Origin of the sequence: Variovorax atrisoli (assembly GCF_014195185.1) — a bacterium.
Taxonomy (GTDB): domain Bacteria; phylum Pseudomonadota; class Gammaproteobacteria; order Burkholderiales; family Burkholderiaceae_C; genus Variovorax; species Variovorax atrisoli.
Genome location: NZ_JACIBG010000004.1, coordinates 534,368 through 553,176 on the forward strand (window position 1 = coordinate 534,368; position 18,809 = coordinate 553,176).

An 18,809-nucleotide genomic window follows, 5' to 3' on the forward strand; every position below is an offset into this window, starting at 1 on the left:
AACGACTCCCGGTGCCGGACGGCCGCGCCGGCCGGCAGGTTCAAAGGTTGGGCGCGAGCAGGCGCTCGAGGTCGGCTTCGCTTTCCTTGCGCCGCGCAGCCTGGTCCTGCAACTGGTCGTATCCGATCTTGCCGACGTTGAAGTACGTCGAATCGGGGTGGCTCAGGTAGAACCCGCTCACGCTGGCGGCGGGCATCATAGCGAGGCTTTCCGTCAGGCTCATGCCAATGTCCGCGCAGTTCAGAAGGTCGAACATGGGCTTCTTCACACTGTGGTCGGGGCAGGCCGGGTAGCCGGGCGCGGGGCGGATGCCGCGGTACTTCTCCGCGATCATGTCGTCGTTGCTCAGGCCCTCGTCGCTCGCGTAGCCCCACAGGTCGGTGCGCACGCGGTGGTGCAGCGCCTCGGCGAAGGCCTCGGCCAGCCGGTCGGCCAGGGCCTTGAGCATGATGGCGGAGTAGTCGTCGAGGTCGTCGACGAAGTACTTCTCCTTCTTCTCCACGCCCAGGCCGGCGGTGACGGCGAACATGCCGACGTAGTCCTTCACGCCGCTGCCCTTCGGTGCGACGAAGTCGGCCAGGCAGCGGCTCGGGCGCATCACGCCGTCGATCTCGTGCTTCTCGGTCTGCTGGCGCATGCCGTACCAGGTGAGCGCTACCTCGCTGCGCGACTCGTCGGTGTAGAGCTCGATGTCGTCGTCGTTCACCGTGTTGGCGGGCCAGAAGCCCACCACGCCGCTCGCGCTGAGCCAGCGGCCCTCGATGAGCCGCTTGAGCATGCGCTGGCCGTCGGCATACACGCGCACGGCCTCGGTGCCGACGATCTCGTCCTTCAAGATGGCCGGGAAGGGGCCGGCCAGGTCCCAGGTCTGGAAGAACGGGCCCCAGTCGATGTACTTCGCGAGCTCGGTCAGGTCGAAATTCCTGAACACGCGCCGGCCGATGAACTTGGGGCAAGGGGGCAGGTAGTTCGCGAAGTCGATGGGCGTCTTGTTGGCGCGCGCCTTCGCGAGCGGCCACAGCGGCACCTGCTTCTTGTTGGCGTGCTGCTCGCGCACCTTGACGTAGTCGGCGTTGATCTCCTCGATGTAGGCGGCCGCCTGGTCCGACAGCAGCGACTGCGCCACGCTCACGCTGCGCGAGGCGTCGGGCACGTAGACCACGGGGCCCTCGTAGTGGGGCGCGATCTTCACGGCCGTGTGCACGCGGCTGGTGGTGGCGCCGCCGATCAGCAGCGGGATCTTGCGGATGCGGAAGTGGTCGTCCTTCTGCATCTCGCCGGCCACATACTGCATCTCCTCGAGGCTCGGCGTGATGAGGCCCGACAGGCCCACGATGTCCGCGCCCTCGACCTTCGCCTTCGCGAGGATCTCGTGGCACGGGACCATCACGCCCATGTTCACCACCTCGAAGTTGTTGCACTGGAGCACGACGGTGACGATGTTCTTGCCGATGTCGTGCACGTCGCCCTTCACGGTGGCGATGATGATCTTGCCCTTGGAGCGCACGTCGCGCCCTGCCGCCTCGTCCTGGCGCTTCTCCTCCTCGATGTAGGGAATGAGGTGCGCCACGGCCTGCTTCATCACGCGCGCCGACTTCACCACCTGCGGAAGGAACATCTTGCCCTGGCCGAACAGGTCGCCCACGACGTTCATGCCGTCCATCAGCGGGCCTTCGATCACGTGCAGCGGGCGGCCGCCCTTGGCGAGGATCTCGCGGTAGGCCTCTTCGGTGTCCTGCGTGATGAACTCGGTGATGCCGTGCACCAGCGCGTGCGACAGGCGCTGCGCCACCGGCACGGGCTGCTCGGGCGTGCCGCGCCATTCGAGCTTCTTGCTGTCGTCCTTGGCCGCGCCCTTGGCGCTCTCGGCGATCTCGACCAGGCGCTCGCCGGCGTCGGGGCGCCGGTTGAGCACCACGTCTTCCACGCGCTCGCGCAGCGTGGGCTCGACCTCGTCGTACACGCCCACCATGCCGGCGTTGACGATGCCCATGTCCATGCCCGCCTTGATCGCGTGGTACAGGAACACGGTGTGGATCGCCTCGCGTACCGGGTCGTTGCCGCGGAAGCTGAAGCTCACGTTCGAGACGCCGCCCGACACCTTGGCGCCCGGCAGGTTCTGCTTGATCCAGCGCGTGGCCTCGATGAAGTCGACCGCGTAGTTGTCGTGCTCCTCGATGCCGGTGGCGATGGCGAAGATGTTCGGGTCGAAGATGATGTCCTCGGGCGGGAAGCCCACCTCGTCCACCAGGATGCGGTAGGCGCGCTCGCAGATCTCGATCTTGCGCGCGTAGGTGTCGGCCTGGCCCTTCTCGTCGAAGGCCATCACCACGGCGGCGGCGCCGTAGCGCTTCACCAGCATGGCTTCGTGCTTGAACTTGTCGACGCCCTCCTTCATGGAGATGGAGTTGACGATGCCCTTGCCCTGGATGCAGCGCAGGCCCGCCTCGATGACCTCCCACTTCGAGCTGTCGACCATCACCGGCACGCGTGCGATGTCGGGCTCGCTGGCGATGAGGTTGAGGAAGCGCACCATCGCGGCCTTGCTGTCGAGCATGGCCTCGTCCATGTTCACGTCGATCACCTGCGCGCCGTTCTCGACCTGCTGGCGCGCCACGGCCAGCGCTTCTTCGAACTGGCCGTTGAGGATCATGCGCGCGAAGGCCTTGGAGCCCGTGACGTTGGTGCGCTCGCCGATGTTGACGAACAGCGTGCCTTCGCCGATGGAGACCGGCTCCAGGCCTGAGAGCTTCATGGGAGGCGGCATTGGGGAAGACATGGTTGGACTCGGAGGCAAAAGCGGTTATTCGTGCGCGGGTTGGGGGAGTCTATCGCCCTCGCCTGCGCCGCAGGTGCTGCAGGAGTAAGTCCGATTCATGAAAGGGAAAGTCCGGATCGATCCGGCCCGGTCGGTTTCGCAGAATGAAAAGTGCACGTTCGTTCGTTTTTTGCGTGCCCCCAAACCGATCAACCCACTAGGGAGCTCCGATGATTCGACTGGCGAAGAGGATTGCGGCTTCGAGGACAAGGACGAGCACGAAAACGACACGCAGCAAGGACGGCACGGTCCGGCGGATGGCCGGCGCGCTGCTCGTGGGCGGCATGCTCGCGCTCGCGCCCCTGGCGCAGACGGCGCAGGCGGCCGGCACCAGCGCGCAGTCGGCCTATCCGATCGTGCTGGTGCACGGCATGCTGGGCTTCGACACCATCGCCGGCATCGACTACTGGTACGGCATTCCGGGCGAGCTGCGCGCGCAGGGCGCGAAGGTCTTCGTGGCCGAGGTGGCGGCCACCAACAGCAGCGAGGTGCGCGGCGAGCAGCTGCTCAAGCAGGTCAAGGACGTGCTGGCGCTGACCGGCGCGAGCAAGGTCAACCTGATCGGCCATTCGCACGGCGGCCCCACGGCGCGCTACGTCTCGGGCGTGGCGCCGCAGCTGGTGGCCTCCGTCACCACGGTGGGCAGCCCGCACAAGGGCAGCAAGGTGGCCGACCTGCTGGGCAACACGCTGCCCGAAGGCAGCCTGAGCCGGGCGGTGGTGGTGAGCGCGGTGAACGCCTTCTCCAGCCTCATCGGCATCCTTTCCGGCAACAACACGCCGCAGAGCGGCCTGGGCGCCCTCGAGTCGCTCAACACCGCCGGCTCCGCGAAGTTCAACGCCAAGTTCCCCGACGGCGTGCCCACCACCGCCTGCGGCAACGGGGCCGAGCTGGTCAACGGCGTGCGCTACTTCTCCTGGTCGGGCACGCAGCCGCTGACCAACGTGTTCGACGCCTCCGACTACCCGCTGTCGCTGCTGAGCGTGGTGCACGGCGAGGCCAACGACGGTCTCGCCTCGGCCTGCAGCTCGCACCTGGGCACCTACCTCGGCAGCTACAGGCAGAACCACCTGGACGAGGTCAACCAGATGCTCGGGCTGCGCGACCTGTTCTCGGTGAGCCCGGTGACGCTGTACGTGAACCAGGCGGCGAAGCTGAAGCAGCTCGGCCTCTGAGGAGACGATGCCCCGCAAGCTCCTGTGGCCGCTCGCGACGGCGTTGGTGGTGGCTGCGGGCGCGGCGTGGTGGCTGGCCGGGGGCGAGGAGGCACCGGCTCCCGCGGTCGCATCCGCGGCCCTGCCGGCCGCATCGTCCGCCCAGCCGGCCGTTTCCACCGCCGCGTCCGGCACGAGCCCCCACGCCCCCGATCCGCTGCTGACGCCCGCCCTGCTGCGCACCTTCGAGCAGATGCTCGACGGCAGCCAGGCCCGCGACCGGGAAGGCCTGATGGCCGAGATGCGCGCGAAGATCGACAGGTACCTGCCGCCCGAATGGCGGGTGCGCGCACTGGGCCTGCTGGAGCGCTACATCGACTACCGCACCGCGCTCGAGGCGCTGCCCGCGGCCAGCATCGGCGACCCTGCCGGGCTGCGCCGGATTCTCGATGCGCGCGCCGGCATCCGCTCGCGCTACTTCGCACCCGAGGAGGTGGAGGGCCTGTTCGGCGCCGAGGAGAAATTCGACCGCTTCAGCGTCGAGAAGCTGGAGATCGAGCGCAACGCGAACCTCACGCCCGAGCAGAAACGCCAGGCGCTGGCCAAGACCGAGGAAACCTGGCTCACGCCCGAGCAGCGCGCCGACCGCACGGCCTCCGTCGCGCAGCTGGCCGTGGGCGAGCAGACCGCCGCGCTGGAAGCACGCGGCGCCAGCCCGCAGGAGCGCTTCGAGGAACGCTCGAAGCAGTACGGCCACGAGGCGGCACAGCGGCTCGCCGCGCTCGACCAGCAGGAGCAGGACTGGCAGAGCCGCCTCTCGCGCTACGCGGCCGCCGACGAGGCCACACGGGCGCAACTGCAGGCCGAGCTCTTCACGCCGCAGGAGGCGCTGCGTCTGCAGGCCGCGCTGGAGATGCGCGCGGCCGACGCAAGGAAAAAGGCGGCCGCGCCGCCTTGATTTCTGCCCTTTGCCTGTGCGGCGATCAGGCCGCCAACGGCACCTTCGCCGCGGCCGAAGCCGGCAGGCCGAACACGCGGTCGAAGGCCCAGTTGAAGACGAAGGTGTAGACCAGGAAGAACACCACCAGCCCCAGGTCCATCACCAGCGCCTGCCAGAGCGACACGCCCAGGCCCCAGGCGAACATCGGCACCAGGAAGGCGATCAGGCCGCCCTCGAAGCCGATGGCGTGCGCGATCCGGCGGCGCAGGCTGCGTCCGCGCACGGCCTGGCGCGACTCCCAGCGCTCGAAGAGCGAGTTGAAGACCAGGTTCCAGATCACCGCGATGACCGACGCTGCCACCGCCAGGACGCCCGAATGGCCCAGGCCGGCGTCCGTCATCAGGGCCAGCCCGGCACTGGCGGCCACGATAGCGATCCCTTCATAGAGGGTGATATAGACGATGCGGCGCTGAATCCCTTGCATGACTTTCTCTCTGTGTTCGTTGATGCGATGACTGGACTTTATTTGTCATCTGCTGATATAAAAAGTTAACTTGTTTCAGTTTGACTGATAGATCGGGCGCCATGGCTTTCTCCAGCGACAACGTCGAAGTCTTCCTGGCCGTGATCGACCACGGCTCCTTCTCGGCCGCCGCGCGGGCGCTGCGCCGGGTGCCGTCGGCGGTGAGCATGGCCATCGCCAACCTCGAGGCCGAGCTCGACCTGCAGCTCTTCGACCGCAGCGGCCGCGAGCCCCAGCCCACGGCCGCCGCACGATCGCTGGAGCCGCAGGCGCGGCTGCTGGCGTCGCAGCTCAAGCAGCTGCAGGTGCAGGCACTCGCCCTCACCCAGGGGCTGGAAGACCGACTCACCCTGGCCATCGCGCCCGAGCTGCTGGCCGCGCCGTGGACGGGCCCGCTGTCGGAGCTGGCGCGGGAGCATCCGCTGCTGCAGGTCGAGGTGCTTGCCGCGCCGCAGGCCGACGCGCTGGCGCTGCTGCACAGCGGCCGCGCGCAGCTCGCGCTGGTGTTCGAACGGCCCAGCCTCGACGGGCGCGAGGGCTTCCAGGAAGTGGGCAGCGAACTCATGGTGGCGGTGATGGCGCCCGACCACCCGGTGCTCGCAGCCAACGGCGGCCGGCTGCGCGAGGACCACCTGACCAACACCCGCCAGATCGTGGTGGCCGGGCGAGACCTCGCCACCAGCGACCCGCGATTCGTCTTCGCGCGCCACGTCTGGCGCTCAGACAACGCGTTGGCCGCGCTGAGCCTGATCACCGCCGGACTGGGCTGGGGCTGGCTGCCGCGCAACTTCGCGCGGCCGCACGTGGCGGCGGGTGCGCTGGTCGAGATTCCCTTCGAGAACCTCAGCAATGGACTCGACCTGTGGGTGGACGTGGTGTGGTCACGTGAGCGCCCACTCGGCCTGGGAGCCCAGCATTTCGTGAATCTGATCGCCAAGGGACGGGCCGCGGCGGGCGAGTGCAGCCCCAAGGTCAGCGGCGAAACTGCCGGCCCGACGAACTAGACGACTGGTCTAATAGACGCTAGAGTGCGGCCCATGAACGCCGCCGCTCCCACCACCGACGTCCGCCAGCACATCCTCGACGTGGCCCATCCGCTGCTGCTGCGAAAGGGCTTCACCGGCGTCGGGCTGGCCGAAGTGCTGGCCGCGGCGAAGGTGCCGAAGGGCTCGTTCTATCACTACTTCGGCTCCAAGGAAGTGTTCGGCGAGGCGGTGCTGGAGGCCTACTTCGGCGAGTACCTCGGGCGCACCGACGCCCTGCTGACCGAGGGTTCCGGCACCGCCGCCCGGCGCCTGATCGCCTACTTCGACGACTGGCTCGACTCCCAGACCGGCGAGGAAGCGCAGAGCCGCTGCCTCGTCGTGAAGCTCGGCGCCGAGGTCTGCGACCTGTCCGAGAGCATGCGCGCGGCGCTAGCGCGCGGCACCCGCGGCATCACCGACCGGCTCGCCGGCTGCATCGAGGCCGGCCACGCCGACGGCTCGATCAAGGCGATGCCACAGGGACAGGACGCCCAAGGGGTCGCCGTCGCGCTCTACCAGCGCTGGCTCGGCGCCAGCCTGCTGGCCAAGATCACGCGCGACCGCTCGTCCCTGGACGCGGCGATGCGCGACACCCGGCAGCAGCTGGGCCTGTCTTCGGACCACTGAAGGAAATCACCAGGCGGGAGGCGAACGCGCTCCCGCTTTTTTTCGGCCATCTACTAGACGACTGGTCTATTAACCAAGGAGCCACGCTACATGTCCCAGCGCAACACCGTCGACACCGTCAACCGCCGCATCGTCCTCGCCGCCCGGCCGCGCGGCCTTCCCACGCCGGAGAACTTCCGCCTCGAGGAAGCCGCCGTTCCCGCGCCCGGCGAGGGCCAGGTGCTGCTGCGCACGCTGCACCTGTCGCTCGATCCCTACATGCGCCAGCTGATGGACGAGGTGCCGCCGCTCTACGCGCCCGCCTCGGTGCAGGTGGGCGAGCCGATGCCGGGCGGCACGGTCAACCGCGTCGTCGAGTCCCGGAATCCGCGCCTGCGGCCCGGGGATCTCGTGCTCGGCAACGCCGGCTGGCAGGACTACGCGCTGTCCGACGGCCAGGACCTGATGCCGCTCGGCGACATGGCCCAGCCCTCGCTCGCGCTGGGCGGGCTCGGCATGCCGGCCTTCACCGCCCACGTCGGCCTGCTCGACATCGGCCAGCCCAAGGCCGGCGAGACGGTGGTGGTGGCCGCCGCGACCGGCGCGGTCGGCTCGGTGGTCGGGCAGATCGCCAGGCTGAAGGGCGCGCGCGTGGTCGGCATCGCCGGCGGTGCTCAGAAATGCCGCCACGCGGTCGAGGTGCTGGGCTTCGACGCCTGCATCGACCGCCACGATCCGGAGTTCGCAGCGCGCCTCGCGGCCGCCTGCCCCCAGGGCATCGACGTGTACTTCGAGAACGTCGGCGGCGCGGTGTTCGACGCGGTGCTGCCGCTGCTCAACATCGGCGCGCGCGTGCCGGTGTGCGGGCACATCGCCGACTACAACAGCGAGGCTCTGCCCCCGGGGCCCAACCGGCTGCCGCTGCTGACGGCGGCGCTGCTGCAGAAGCGCATCCGCATGCAGGGCTTCGTCATCCTCGACCACTACGGCGAGCGCTTCGATGCGTTCCGGCGCGAGATGGACGGATGGGTGGAGGCCGGGAAGATCACGCTGCGCGAGGACCGCATCGACGACCTGGAGAACGCGCCGGCCGCATTCATCGGCCTGCTCCAGGGCCGCAACGTCGGCAAGCGCGTGGTGCGCGTCGCCGGGGATTGAGACGGACGGGCGGTGCCGTCAGTGCCGTCAGTGCCGGTGCCCGCCGCCGTGGCCGCCGCCGCGGCCTTCTCCATGTCCACCATGGCCGCCCCCGCGATGCCCTCCCCCGCCAGGATGCGGATGCGGCATGCCCGGCGGCGGCCCCGGGCGGAACCCCGGCTGCGGGCGCGGCGGCCTGACGCCGGGATCGATCGGCGGACGAACGCCGGGCGGATGCGGCGGCCGGAACCCGGGACCGGGCGGCGGGCGGAACCCCGGACCGGGAGGGCGGAAACCGGGCCCCGGCTGCCACGGATGCGGCTGCCATCCCGGACGCACCGGCGGCGGCGGACGCCAGCCCGCCACGGGCGGCGGGGGCGGCCGGTTGCCCCACCAGCGCCGGTCGCCGTACCAGGGCCGGTCGCGGTAGTAGTCGGCCCAGTAGCTGCCGATCGCGAAGCCGATGATCGGCACGCCGATCAGCGCGCCGTACGTGGCCAGCGGCACGCGCTGCTCCTGGTAGGCGTAGTCGATGCTGCGCGCCCAGACCCAGCCGCGCCCGCCGTCGGGCAGCACCACGTCGCACCAGCCGTAGCCGCTCGTGCAGCCGACCACCTCGAGCGGCTGCCCCGGCCCGAGCCGCGCCACCAGCGGATAGTCGCCCGACGGACCCGCACGCAGGTTGACCCCGCCGCGCGTGAAAGCCTGCTGCGCCTGCGCCGCGAGCGGAAGCGCCAGGGCCAGCGCGCCCACGGCAGCCCAGCGATGTGCGAGTGAGTTCATCGCCCCAGCCTAGGCCGGGGGCTCCAGCCCGTCAATCAGCGCACACCTGATTCCAGAAACACCACAGAACCGGCTCCGCCGGCCCGCAGACGTCACCCCCGGAAGAAGGCCGCGCAGCGCCACGAAATGCGCGAAGCCCGCAGGAGAGCCAGAAACACCGCGGAACCGGCTTCGCCGGGCCGCAGGTGTTGCCCCCGGAAGGGGGTTGGCGCAGCGACACGAAGTGCGCGAAGCCTGGGGGAGAACCAGCTACGCCGCTTCCTTGTAGAAACCAGCCGCGTTGCTGCCCAGCACCCGCCCGGCCATCGGCTCGACCGCCTTGCCGATCGCCGCGATGTGGTCGGGCGTGGTGCCGCAGCAGCCGCCCACGATGTTCACCAGCCCTTCCGATGCGAACTCGTGCAGCAGGCGCGAGGTGACCTCGGGCGTCTCGTCGAAGCCGGTGTCGCTCATCGGGTTGGGCAGGCCGGCGTTCGGGTAGCAACTGATGAAGGTGTCGCCGGCCACGCGCGCCAGTTCCTGGATGTAGGGGCGCATCAGCGCCGCGCCCAGTGCGCAGTTCAGGCCGATGGCCAGCGGCTGCGCGTGGCGTACGCTGTGCCAGAAGGCGGTGACGGTCTGGCCGCTGAGGATGCGCCCCGACGCGTCGGTCACCGTGCCGCTGATGATGAGTGGCAGGCGCTGGCCGCTGTCGTGGAAGTACTCGTCGACCGCGAACAGCGCGGCCTTGGCATTGAGCGTATCGAAGATGGTCTCGACCAGGATCACGTCGGCACCGCCTTCGACCAGCGCCGCGGTCTGCTCGTAGTAGGCCGCGCGCAGCTCCTCGAAGTTGACGTTGCGTGCGCCCGGGTCGTTCACGTCGGGGCTGATGCTCGCCGTCTTAGGCGTCGGGCCGAGGGCGCCGGCCACGAAGCGCGGCTTGTCGGGCGTGCTGAACTTGTCGCAGGCCGCGCGCGCGAGCCTGGCGGATTCGAGGTTCATCTCGCGCGCGAGATGCGCCATCTTGTAGTCCTCCTGCGCGATGGTGGTCGCGCCGAAGGTGTTGGTCTCGATGAGGTCGGCGCCGGCCGCGAGGTAGCCCTCGTGGATGTCGCGGATCACGTCGGGCCGCGTGAGCGACAGCAGTTCGTTGTTGCCCTTCACGTCGCGCTCGAAGTCCTTGAAGCGCTCGCCCCGGTACTGCTCCTCGGTGAGCTTGAAGCGCTGGATCATCGTGCCCATGGCGCCATCGAGGATGGCGATGCGCTTGGCGAGGATGCCGGGCAGGGCCTGGCCGCGGGTGTAGACGAGGGGCTTCATAACCTCATATTCTCGCTCGCCCCCAGGCTACGCGCACTTCGTGTCGCTTCTCCTCCCCCCTACCGGGGGCAACGCCAGTCGCCCGGCAAAGCCGGTTCGACGGCGTTCCACCTGAACACCCAAGGCCGTTGACGTCAACGGCCTTCGACGAAGTCCAGCACCGCCTCGATCATCCGCCGCACGTGCGGCTGCACGCCCGCCGCCACCTCGGGCAGGTAGTCGAAGGGCAGCTTCTCCTGCATGTAGCTCGACTGCGTCATCTCCAGCTGCACCGCGTGCACGTTCTGCGCGGGGTTGCCGTAGTTGCGCGTGATGTAGCCGCCGGTGAAGCGGCCGTTGAGCACGCCCGTGTAGCCGGTGGCGCTCTCGGCGATGCCCAGCAGCGTCTGCGCCAGCGCCGGGTCGCAGCTGATGCCCTTGCCGGTGCCCAGGTTCAGGTCGGGCAGCTTGCCGTCGAAGAAGCGCGGCAGCACCGAGCGGATCGAGTGCGCGTCCCACAGCGCGGCCACGCCGTGCTGCGCACGGATGCGGGCGAGTTCCTCGGCCAGCCTGGCGTGGTAGGGCTGCCAGATGGCGTCGCGGCGCTCGGCGATCTCGGCCTCGCCCGGCACGTCGGCAGGGTTCGCGTACAGCGGCGTGTCGTCGAAGGTGTCGACCGGGCACAGGCCCGTCACGCTCTGGCCGGGGTAGAGGCTCGCGCCGTCCGGCGGACGGTTCAGGTCGATCACGTAGCGCGAGTGCGTCGCCACCAGCACCGAGGCGCCCAGCTCGTCGGCGAAGTCGTAGAGGCGCTCGAGGTGCCAGTCGGTGTCGGGCACCTGGCGCGCCTCGTCGGTCAGGCGCGCGGCCAGCGCGGGCGGCACGTGCGTGCCGACGTGCGGCATCGAGATCAGCAGCGGGCGGGTGCCCTGGCGGAAGCGGAAAGGCGGTTCGGCGGTGGTGAAGGCCATGGTGGGGTCGATCAATCCTGGAGTAGCTGGGTGCGCGCGGCCACGAAGGCGGCGGCGGCTTCGTCGTGCAGCGCGTGGCGTCCGGCCGAGACGCGCGGGCGGCCTGCCACCCAGACGCTGTCGATGGCCGAGGTGCGGTGGCTCGCGAAGACGTGGGCGGAAAGCATATCGGGCGCGGACAGTCCCTGCAGCGCGATGTGCGAGGCATCGAGCACCGCGAAGTCGGCCTGCAGCCCTGCCGCAAGCCCGCCCGTGGCGCGGCCCGAGGCCCTCGCCCCGCCCTGCACCGCCTCCAGCGTGAGCGCGGTGGCCACATGCGGCTGCGCCGCGCTGGCGCCGACGTTGCGCTGGCGCCTGGCCAGGCGCTGGCTGTATTCGAGCATCAGCAGTTCCTCTGCCGCGTTGACGCTGGCGTGGCTGTCGGAGCCCACGCCCCAGGCGCCGCCGTGGCTGCGCCACTTGGCGAAGTCGAAGATGCCGTCGCCCAGGTTCGCCTCGGTGGTCGGGCACAGGCCCGCGACCGCGCCGCTGCGGGCCGCGTATTCGTACTCGGCGTCGTTCATGTGCGTGGCATGCACGAGGCACCAGCGCTCGTCCACCGGCGCGTGGTCGAGCAGCCATTCAACGGGGCGCAGGCCGCTCCAGGCCACGCAGTCGTCCACTTCCTTGGTCTGCTCGGCGATGTGGATGTGGATGGGCGCGGTGCGGTCGATGGCCTCGAGCCCCGCGACGGCCTCGCGCAAACCTTCCGGCGGAACGGCGCGCAGCGAGTGCGGCGCGAGGCCCAGTCGCGCGCCCTGCGCGTCACACTGCGGCTTGAGCGCGTCGAGCAGGCGCAGCATCGATTCGGTGGAGCGCACGAAACGGCGCTGCCCCTCGGTGGGCGGCTGCTCGCCGAAGCCGCCGGTCTGGTAGAGCACCGGCAGCAGCGTGAAGCCGATGCCCGCCTTCTTCGCCGCGCGCAGCAGCGCCAGGCTCAGCGTGGCGTCGTCGGCGTACGGGCGGCCGTCCACGTCGTGGTGCACGTACTGGAACTCGCACACGCCGGTGTAGCCGGCTTCGAGCATCTCGGCATAGAGCCAGGTCGCGATGGCTTCCATGTGCTGCGGGCCCAGGCGCGCGGCGAAGCGGTACATCAGCGTGCGCCAGCTCCAGAAGCTGTCGTGCTGCTCGGCGCGGTGTTCGGTGAGGCCCGCGAAGGCGCGCTGGAAGGCGTGCGAATGCAGGTTGGGCATGCCGGGGATCACGGGGCCGGTGGCGGCCTGCGTGTCGACGGGGCGCTGCGCGCCGGGCTGCACCTGCGTGAGCCGGCCCGCGTCGTCCCACGCCAGCAGGACGTCTTTGGCCCAGCCCTCGGGCAGCAGCGCATCGGCCGCGAAAAGAGTTTGTGTCATGCGTTGCCTCCAATGGCGATGCGCCCCTGCCGCACCACGGCGCGCACGGGCTGCTGTCCGAACCAGTAGGCGAGCTCGGCCGCTTCGCGCACGTTCCACAGCACGAAGTTGGCGGGCATGCCGGGGGCGATGGCGCCGTGCGTGTCCTGCAGGCCCAGCGCGCGCGCGGCGTGCACGGTGACGCCGTCGAGCGCCTCGGGCACCGTGAGGCGGAACAGCGTGCAGGCCATGTTCACCATCAGCAGCAGGCTCAGCGCGGGCGAGGTGCCGGGGTTGTGGTCGGTGGACACCGCCATCGGCACGCCCGCGGCGCGCAGAGCGGCGATGGGCGGCAGGTGGGTGTCGCGCAGCGTGTAGTAGGCGCCCGGCAGCAGCACGGCCACGGTGCCCGAGCGGCGCATCGCCTCGATGCCCTCGGCCGACAGGTGCTCGATGTGGTCGCACGACAGCGCGCCGTAGCGCGCGGCCAGAGCGGCGCCGCCCATGTCCGAGAGCTGCTCGGCATGCAGCTTCACCGGCAGGCCCAGCGCCTTCGCGACCTTGAAGACCTGCTCGGTCTCGGCGAGCGAGAAGGCGATGCGTTCGCAGAACACGTCCACCGCGTCGACCAGCCCTTCGGCCGCGAGCGCGGGCAGCATCTCATTGCAGACGAGGTCGATGTAGTCGCCACTTCCATTGGCTCGACCCGCGTACTCCGGCGGCAGCGCATGCGCGCCGAGGAAGGTGGTGCGCACCGTCACGCCATAGGCCTCGCCCAGGCGCCGCGCCACGCGCAGCTGCTTGCGCTCGTGCTCCAGCGAGAGGCCGTAGCCCGACTTGATCTCGATGGCGCATACGCCGTCGGCCAGCAGCTGCTCGAGCCGCGGTGCGGCCTGTGCGAAGAGCGTGTCTTCATCGGCCTCGCGCGTGGCGCGCACCGACGAGACGATGCCGCCGCCGGCCTTCGCCACTTCCTCGTACGTGGCGCCTGCCAGGCGCATCGCGAACTCGTTGGCGCGCTGGCCCCCATAGACCAGGTGCGTGTGACAGTCGACCAGCCCCGGAGTGACGAGTGCGCCGCCGCCGTCGTGCGGCTTCAGTCCGGCGAATTCAGCCGGCAGCGCGCTTCGGGCGCCGACCCAGCGGATCGCGCCCTGCGCCACCACGATGGCGCCTTCCACGTTCGCATCGGTGGCGAGGCGGATGCCGCTCCAGAGGCCGTCGGCGGAGGGAAATTCGTTGATGACGGGTTTCATCGTCGTTCCTGTTGTTGCGCCTGCAGGTTACGCCGGCAGGATGCGCACCGCGAGCAGCCGCGCGTCGGCGCCTTCGGGCGTCGCATGCCAGGCCCGTGTCGCATCGGACCACTGCAGGCCCTCGCCTTCGCTGCAGGCTTCATCGTCGAGCCGCCATGCGCCGCGCAGCGCCAGCAGCACGCCGTGCGGTGCGGCCTCGATGGCCGCGGCGCGGTCCAGCACGCGCACGTCGGCGCGCCACTGGCCGCGCCGCGTCATCACGTTGAAGTCGTTGGAGGCGCCGCCGAGCAGCGTGCAGTCGATCGGCTCGTCGCCGCTGAAGGCGAAGGGCTGCAACGGAACGTCGAGCCGGTGCTCGATGCGCCCGTCGTGCGTGAAGAGCCGAACGCCGTCGCCTTCGAGCAGCGTGATGCTGCGGTCCACGCCCGCGAACACCGAAAACGGCCCCGCCGCCGCGATGGTGGCGATGCTCACGCGCCAGCCGAAGCTGTCGAGCCCTGCGCCCTGCGGCCAGCTGGCGACTTCCCGCGTGGTGCCACCGCCGTTCTTCCATGGCGTGGCGGGCAGCGAGGCGCGCGAGAACCGGAACACGCTGCTCATGAGCGCCCCTCTTGCTCCTTCCCCCTCTGGGGGAAGGTTGGGATGGGGGCAGTGCCCAACGAGCGCTGTGATTGGTTAGAGGCCGTCGTGCCCCCACCCCTGCCCTCCCCCAGCGGGGGAGGGAGGAAGACAAATTCCATCGCGCCGCTCATCGCACCATCCCGCCCTGGCGCAGGCGCTGCTCGAAGTGCCTCAGCACCAGCGTCATCGTGCCGGTGAGCACGAAGTACACGACCGCGATGGCGAGATACACCTCCAGCGAGCGATACGACACGCTGATGATCTTCTGCCCCTCGTGCATCACGTCGTGAATCGTCAGCAGCGACACCAGCGCCGAGTTCTTGATCAACGCGATGAACTCGTTGCCCAGCGGCGGGATCATGCGCACCACCGCCTGCGGCAGCACGATGTGGCGCATCGCGAGGCCGGGCGTCATGCCCAGCGATTGAGCAGCCATGGTCTGGCCTTTGTCGATCGACTGGATCGCGCCGCGCACGATCTCCGACACGTAGGCGCCCGAATACACGCCGAGCCCCAGCACACCGCACACGAAGGCCGGCAGCAGGATGCCGAAGTGCGGCAGGCCGAAGAACAGGATGAACAGCTGCACCAGCAGCGGCGTGCCACGGATGGCCGCCACATAGGCCGTGCATGCGCCGTAGAGCCAGCGCCTCTTCGGGTTCAGCCGGCCGATGCCGACCAGCAGGCCGAGCACGCAGCCCAGTGCGAGCGCGCAGGCGGTGATCTCCACCGTGACCAATGCGCCGCGCAGCAGGTCGGGCCAGCCCTGCCAGACTGGCGAGAAATCGAGATCCATCATCAATCCTTCCTGCGGCCGGGCGCCGGGCCGCCCCAAGCCGGCCGCGCCTCCCCCCGGGGGGTGGAGTTACACGCGCGCAGCGCGTGAAAAGCCGGGGGGCTGTCATTACTTCGTGCTGAACCACTTCTTCACGATCTGGTCGTAGGTGCCGTCGGCCTTCAGCTTCTCGATCGCGCCGTTCACCGCCTTGGTCAGCTCGGGCGTGTCCTTGCGGATGGCCATGCCGTATTCCTCGGTGGTGATCTGCTCGGGCAGCACCTTCAGGCCGCCGCGCGTGCGCACGTACTGGTAGGCGGCGGGCTTGCCGGTCACGGCGGCGTCGGCGCGGCCGATGTCGACGAGGTTGAACATCTCCTGGTTCTTCTCGACTTCCATCAGCTGCACCTGCGGGAATTTCTCCTTGGTGTAGCTCACCGACTTGGTGCCCACCTGCACGCTGACCTTCTTGCCGTTGATGTCGGCCGGCGTCTTGATCGCCGTGTTGCCGTCCTTCACCATCACGACGAGGCCGCCCGCGTAGTAGGGCACGGTGAAGTCGACGACCTTCCTGCGCTCGTCGGTGATGTAGATGGCCGAGACGGCCATGTCGAAGCGCTTCGAGATGAGCCCCGGCACCAGGCCCTTGAAGTCGATGTCGATCCACTCGACCTTGCGGCCCAGCGTCTTGCCGATGGCCTCGACCAGCTCCACGTCGAAGCCGGTGCGCTTGCCGTTCTCCACGAACTCCATGGGCGGGAAGGTGGCGTCGGTCGCCACGCGCAGAGGCTCGCCCTGTGCGTGCGCGGCGCCCGCGAAACCGAGGATGGCAAGGCCGGAAAGAGCGGCGGCGACGATGGTGCGGCGGGTGTTCATGGCAGGGGACTTTCGTGGTGGGAATGAAGGAAGAAGAAAGAAAAAGGCAGCGCGGCTACTGCAGCGCCCGCGAGATGCGCGCCGCCGTGACGACGGTCATGTGCAGCAATGCAGCTTCCATGCCCTCGACGCGCGTGAGCGGCGCCATCAGCGTGATCGCGCCGCGCAGGCGCCGGCCCGAAGAGAGCACCGGCGCGCTCGCACCCCACACGCCGGCGTCGACCTCGCCGTGGGTCACGGCATGGCCGGCCTCGCGGATGGCGTCGAGTTCGGCGGCGCGCTCGGCGCGGCGCTCGGCGCTTTCGCCGAGGCCGTCGAGCAGGGCGTCGCGCTGGTCGACCGGCATGTGGGCCAGCAGGCACTTGGCGCTGGCGCCATCGCGGGCAGGCACGCTGCGGCCGCGGTCGAAGGAGCAGCGCAGCGACTGTTCGCTGTCGATCATCTCCAGGCACACGACGCGGTCGTTCACCGCCGTGACCAGCGCCACGCTCTCGTGGCTTTGCTGCGCCAGCAGGCGCATGTCGGCGCGCGCGGCGATCACGAGGTCGGAGTTGCCGTCGAAGCCGGTGGCCAGCTGCACGCTGACCGGGCCTGGCGAGTAGCGGCCGTCGGACTCCATCACGAAGCCCCAGCGGCGCAGCGTGGCGATCTGCCGGTACAGCGTGCTCTGCGACAGGCCGGTGGCCCGCACCAGCTCGGCCGCCGTCATCGCCGCCTTGCTCTGCGCCAGCACCGACAGCACGAAGAGCGCGCGGTCGTTGGCGGGGGCGTCGGTCGGGGGCGTCATGCGATCGGTCGGAGGAATGGAACCGGCGTGCAGTATCTTGCCCGCCGTTCCCACTTCCAAGCCCATATTCCCAGGGAGTGGGAATGGGCCTGCTTTTTCTTTCTACCTTCGGCTTAAGGTCGCGCCCTTCTTCATGGCGGCGCCTGCCCTCACTTCACCATCGGCAGCTTCAGGCCCTGCTTCTTCGCGGTGGCCACGGCGATGTCGTAGCCCGCGTCGGCATGGCGCATCACGCCGGTGGCGGGGTCGTTGAAGAGCACGCGCTCGATGCGTTTTGCAGCGGCATCGGTGCCGTCGCACACGATCACCACGCCCGAGTGCTGCGAGTAGCCCATGCCCACGCCGCCGCCGTGGTGCAGGCTGACCCAGGTGGCGCCGCCTGCCGTGTTGAGCAGCGCGTTGAGCAGCGGCCAGTCGCTCACCGCGTCGGTGCCGTCCTTCATCGCCTCGGTCTCGCGGTTGGGGCTGGCGACCGAGCCGGTGTCGAGGTGGTCGCGGCCGATGACGATGGGCGCCTTCAGCTCGCCCTTGCGCACCATCTCGTTGAAGGCCAGGCCCGCGATGTGGCGCTCGCCCAGGCCCAGCCAGCAGATGCGCGCCGGCAGGCCCTGGAAGGCGATGCGTTCGCGCGCCATGTCCAGCCAGCGGTGCGTGTGCTTGTTCTCGGGGAACAGCTCCTTGATCTTGGCGTCGGTCTTGTAGATGTCCTCCGGGTCGCCCGACAGCGCCACCCAGCGGAACGGGCCCTTGCCCTCGCAGAAGAGCGGACGGATGTAGGCCGGCACGAAGCCGGGGAAGTCGAAGGCGTTCTTCACGCCCTCGTCGAAGGCCACCTGGCGAATGTTGTTGCCGTAGTCGACCGTGGGGATGCCCATGGCCTGGAAGTCGAGCATGGCCTGCACGTGCACGGCGCACGACTTCGCGGCGGCCTTCTTCAGCGCATCGTGCTGCGAGGCGTCCTTCATGGCTGCCTGCCATTGCGGCACGCTCCAGCCGGCAGGCAGGTAGCCGTTGATGAGGTCGTGCGCGGAGGTCTGGTCGGTCACGAGGTCGGGCTTCAGGCCGCCGGCCTGTCCTGATTTCACGCGCTTCACCAGCTCGGGAAGGACCTCGGCCGCGTTGCCCAGCAGCGCGATCGACACGGCTTCCTTCGCGTCGCAGTGCTGCTTGATGAGCTCGAAGGCGTGGTCGATGTCGCGTGCCTGCTTGTCGACGTAGCGGGTGCGCAGGCGGAAGTCGATGCTCGACTGCTGGCACTCGATGTTCAGTGACACGGCGCCGGCCAGCGTGGCGGCCAGCGGCTGCGCGCCGCCCATGCCGCCCAGGCCGGCCGTGAGGATCCACTTGCCCGCGAGGCTGTTGTTGTAGTGCTGGCGGCCGGCCTCGACGAAGGTCTCGAAGGTGCCTTGCACGATGCCCTGGCTGCCGATGTAGATCCAGCTGCCGGCCGTCATCTGGCCGTACATGAAGAGGCCCTTGCGGTCGAGCTCGTTGAAGTGCTCCCAGTTGGCCCACTTCGGCACGAGGTTCGAGTTGGCCAGCAGCACGCGCGGCGCGTTCTCGTGCGTCTTGAAGACGCCCACCGGTTTGCCCGATTGAATCAGCAGCGTCTCGTCGTCGTTCAGTTCCTTCAGCGAAGCGAGGATCTGGTCGAAGCAGGCCCAGTCGCGCGCGGCGCGGCCGATGCCGCCGTACACCACCAGGTCCTGCGGGCGCTCGGCCACCTCGGCGTCGAGGTTGTTCTGCAGCATGCGGAAGGGGGCCTCGGTGAGCCAGCTCTTGCAGTTGAGCTCGCTGCCGCGCGGGGCGCGGATCACGCGCGTGGGATCGTGGCGCGGGTCGGTGGCGGTGTTCAGGGCGAATTTGTCGGGAGCGTTCATGGG

At 69.5% G+C, this 18,809-nt stretch carries 17 protein-coding genes; 5 read left to right on the forward strand and 12 right to left on the reverse strand.

The features are described 5' to 3' along the window. Positions 1-40: 40 nt before the first annotated feature. Positions 41-2,779, reverse strand: a complete 2,739-nt coding sequence (gene metH / locus FHY06_RS17610; RefSeq protein ID WP_080647970.1) for a methionine synthase — start codon at positions 2,777-2,779, stop codon at positions 41-43. Positions 2,780-3,075: 296 nt separating this feature from the next. On the opposite strand from metH, the gene FHY06_RS17615 reads away from it, so the two are divergent. Further along, a complete protein-coding gene (locus FHY06_RS17615) occupies positions 3,076-3,993 on the forward strand; it encodes an esterase/lipase family protein (RefSeq protein ID WP_184605901.1) in 918 nt (305 codons plus the stop codon). Positions 3,994-4,000: 7 nt separating this feature from the next. Next, entirely contained in the window at positions 4,001-4,930 is a 930-nt protein-coding gene (locus FHY06_RS17620; protein ID WP_184605902.1) for a lipase secretion chaperone, read from the forward strand. Positions 4,931-4,955: 25 nt separating this feature from the next. Here the strand turns inward: FHY06_RS17620 and FHY06_RS17625 are convergent, their stop codons facing one another. Continuing rightward, positions 4,956-5,396, reverse strand: coding sequence for a PACE efflux transporter (locus tag FHY06_RS17625; RefSeq protein WP_132751842.1), 441 nt, complete (start codon positions 5,394-5,396; stop codon positions 4,956-4,958). A 101-nt stretch (positions 5,397-5,497) separates the two neighbouring features. Here FHY06_RS17625 and FHY06_RS17630 point away from each other — a divergent pair, with 101 nt between their 5' ends. The 3 genes from FHY06_RS17630 to FHY06_RS17640 all read left to right on the forward strand — a co-directional run bounded on the left by FHY06_RS17630 (position 5,498) and on the right by FHY06_RS17640 (position 8,224). Then, on the forward strand, positions 5,498-6,439 hold the full coding sequence (locus FHY06_RS17630; RefSeq protein WP_126184197.1) for a LysR family transcriptional regulator: 942 nt from the start codon (positions 5,498-5,500) through the stop codon (positions 6,437-6,439). A 33-nt stretch (positions 6,440-6,472) separates the two neighbouring features. Beyond that, the gene (locus FHY06_RS17635; RefSeq protein WP_184605903.1) at positions 6,473-7,087 is read left to right on the forward strand and encodes a TetR/AcrR family transcriptional regulator; all 615 of its coding nucleotides are present in this window, start codon (positions 6,473-6,475) and stop codon (positions 7,085-7,087) included. 90 nt (positions 7,088-7,177) lie between these two features. Continuing rightward, positions 7,178-8,224 carry an NADPH-dependent curcumin/dihydrocurcumin reductase gene (locus tag FHY06_RS17640; protein WP_184605904.1) on the forward strand — a complete coding sequence of 349 codons (1,047 nt, stop codon included), beginning with the start codon at positions 7,178-7,180 and terminating at the stop codon, positions 8,222-8,224. Positions 8,225-8,251: 27 nt separating this feature from the next. On the opposite strand, the gene FHY06_RS17645 is transcribed toward FHY06_RS17640, so the two are convergent. The 10 genes from FHY06_RS17645 to hutU form a co-directional block, all read right to left on the reverse strand. Then, complete coding sequence (locus FHY06_RS17645) at positions 8,252-8,986, reverse strand: SH3 domain-containing protein (RefSeq protein ID WP_019658444.1); 735 nt, start codon at positions 8,984-8,986, stop codon at positions 8,252-8,254. 249 nt (positions 8,987-9,235) lie between these two features. Further along, positions 9,236-10,288 carry a homocysteine S-methyltransferase family protein gene (locus FHY06_RS17650; protein ID WP_019658445.1) on the reverse strand — a complete coding sequence of 351 codons (1,053 nt, stop codon included), beginning with the start codon at positions 10,286-10,288 and terminating at the stop codon, positions 9,236-9,238. A gap of 134 nt (positions 10,289-10,422) precedes the next feature. After that, positions 10,423-11,238, reverse strand: a complete 816-nt coding sequence (hutG, locus tag FHY06_RS17655; protein WP_020723436.1) for an N-formylglutamate deformylase — start codon at positions 11,236-11,238, stop codon at positions 10,423-10,425. 11 nt (positions 11,239-11,249) lie between these two features. Then, entirely contained in the window at positions 11,250-12,632 is a 1,383-nt protein-coding gene (locus tag FHY06_RS17660) for a formimidoylglutamate deiminase (protein WP_184605905.1), read from the reverse strand. Beyond that, positions 12,629-13,867, reverse strand: coding sequence for an imidazolonepropionase (hutI, locus tag FHY06_RS17665; RefSeq protein ID WP_184605906.1), 1,239 nt, complete (start codon positions 13,865-13,867; stop codon positions 12,629-12,631). Before hutI ends, FHY06_RS17660 begins: the two co-directional genes overlap by 4 nt. Before the next feature lie 27 nt (positions 13,868-13,894). Then, positions 13,895-14,467 carry a HutD/Ves family protein gene (locus FHY06_RS17670; protein WP_184605907.1) on the reverse strand — a complete coding sequence of 191 codons (573 nt, stop codon included), beginning with the start codon at positions 14,465-14,467 and terminating at the stop codon, positions 13,895-13,897. 148 nt (positions 14,468-14,615) lie between these two features. Further along, on the reverse strand, positions 14,616-15,284 hold the full coding sequence (locus FHY06_RS17675; RefSeq protein ID WP_026346849.1) for an amino acid ABC transporter permease: 669 nt from the start codon (positions 15,282-15,284) through the stop codon (positions 14,616-14,618). Between the two features lie 108 nt (positions 15,285-15,392). Beyond that, positions 15,393-16,139, reverse strand: a complete 747-nt coding sequence (locus FHY06_RS17680) for a transporter substrate-binding domain-containing protein (RefSeq protein WP_019658451.1) — start codon at positions 16,137-16,139, stop codon at positions 15,393-15,395. A gap of 55 nt (positions 16,140-16,194) precedes the next feature. After that, positions 16,195-16,926, reverse strand: coding sequence for an IclR family transcriptional regulator (locus tag FHY06_RS17685; RefSeq protein ID WP_126184206.1), 732 nt, complete (start codon positions 16,924-16,926; stop codon positions 16,195-16,197). A 149-nt stretch (positions 16,927-17,075) separates the two neighbouring features. Then, positions 17,076-18,806, reverse strand: a complete 1,731-nt coding sequence (hutU, locus tag FHY06_RS17690; RefSeq protein WP_184605908.1) for a urocanate hydratase — start codon at positions 18,804-18,806, stop codon at positions 17,076-17,078. Positions 18,807-18,809 lie beyond the last annotated feature (3 nt).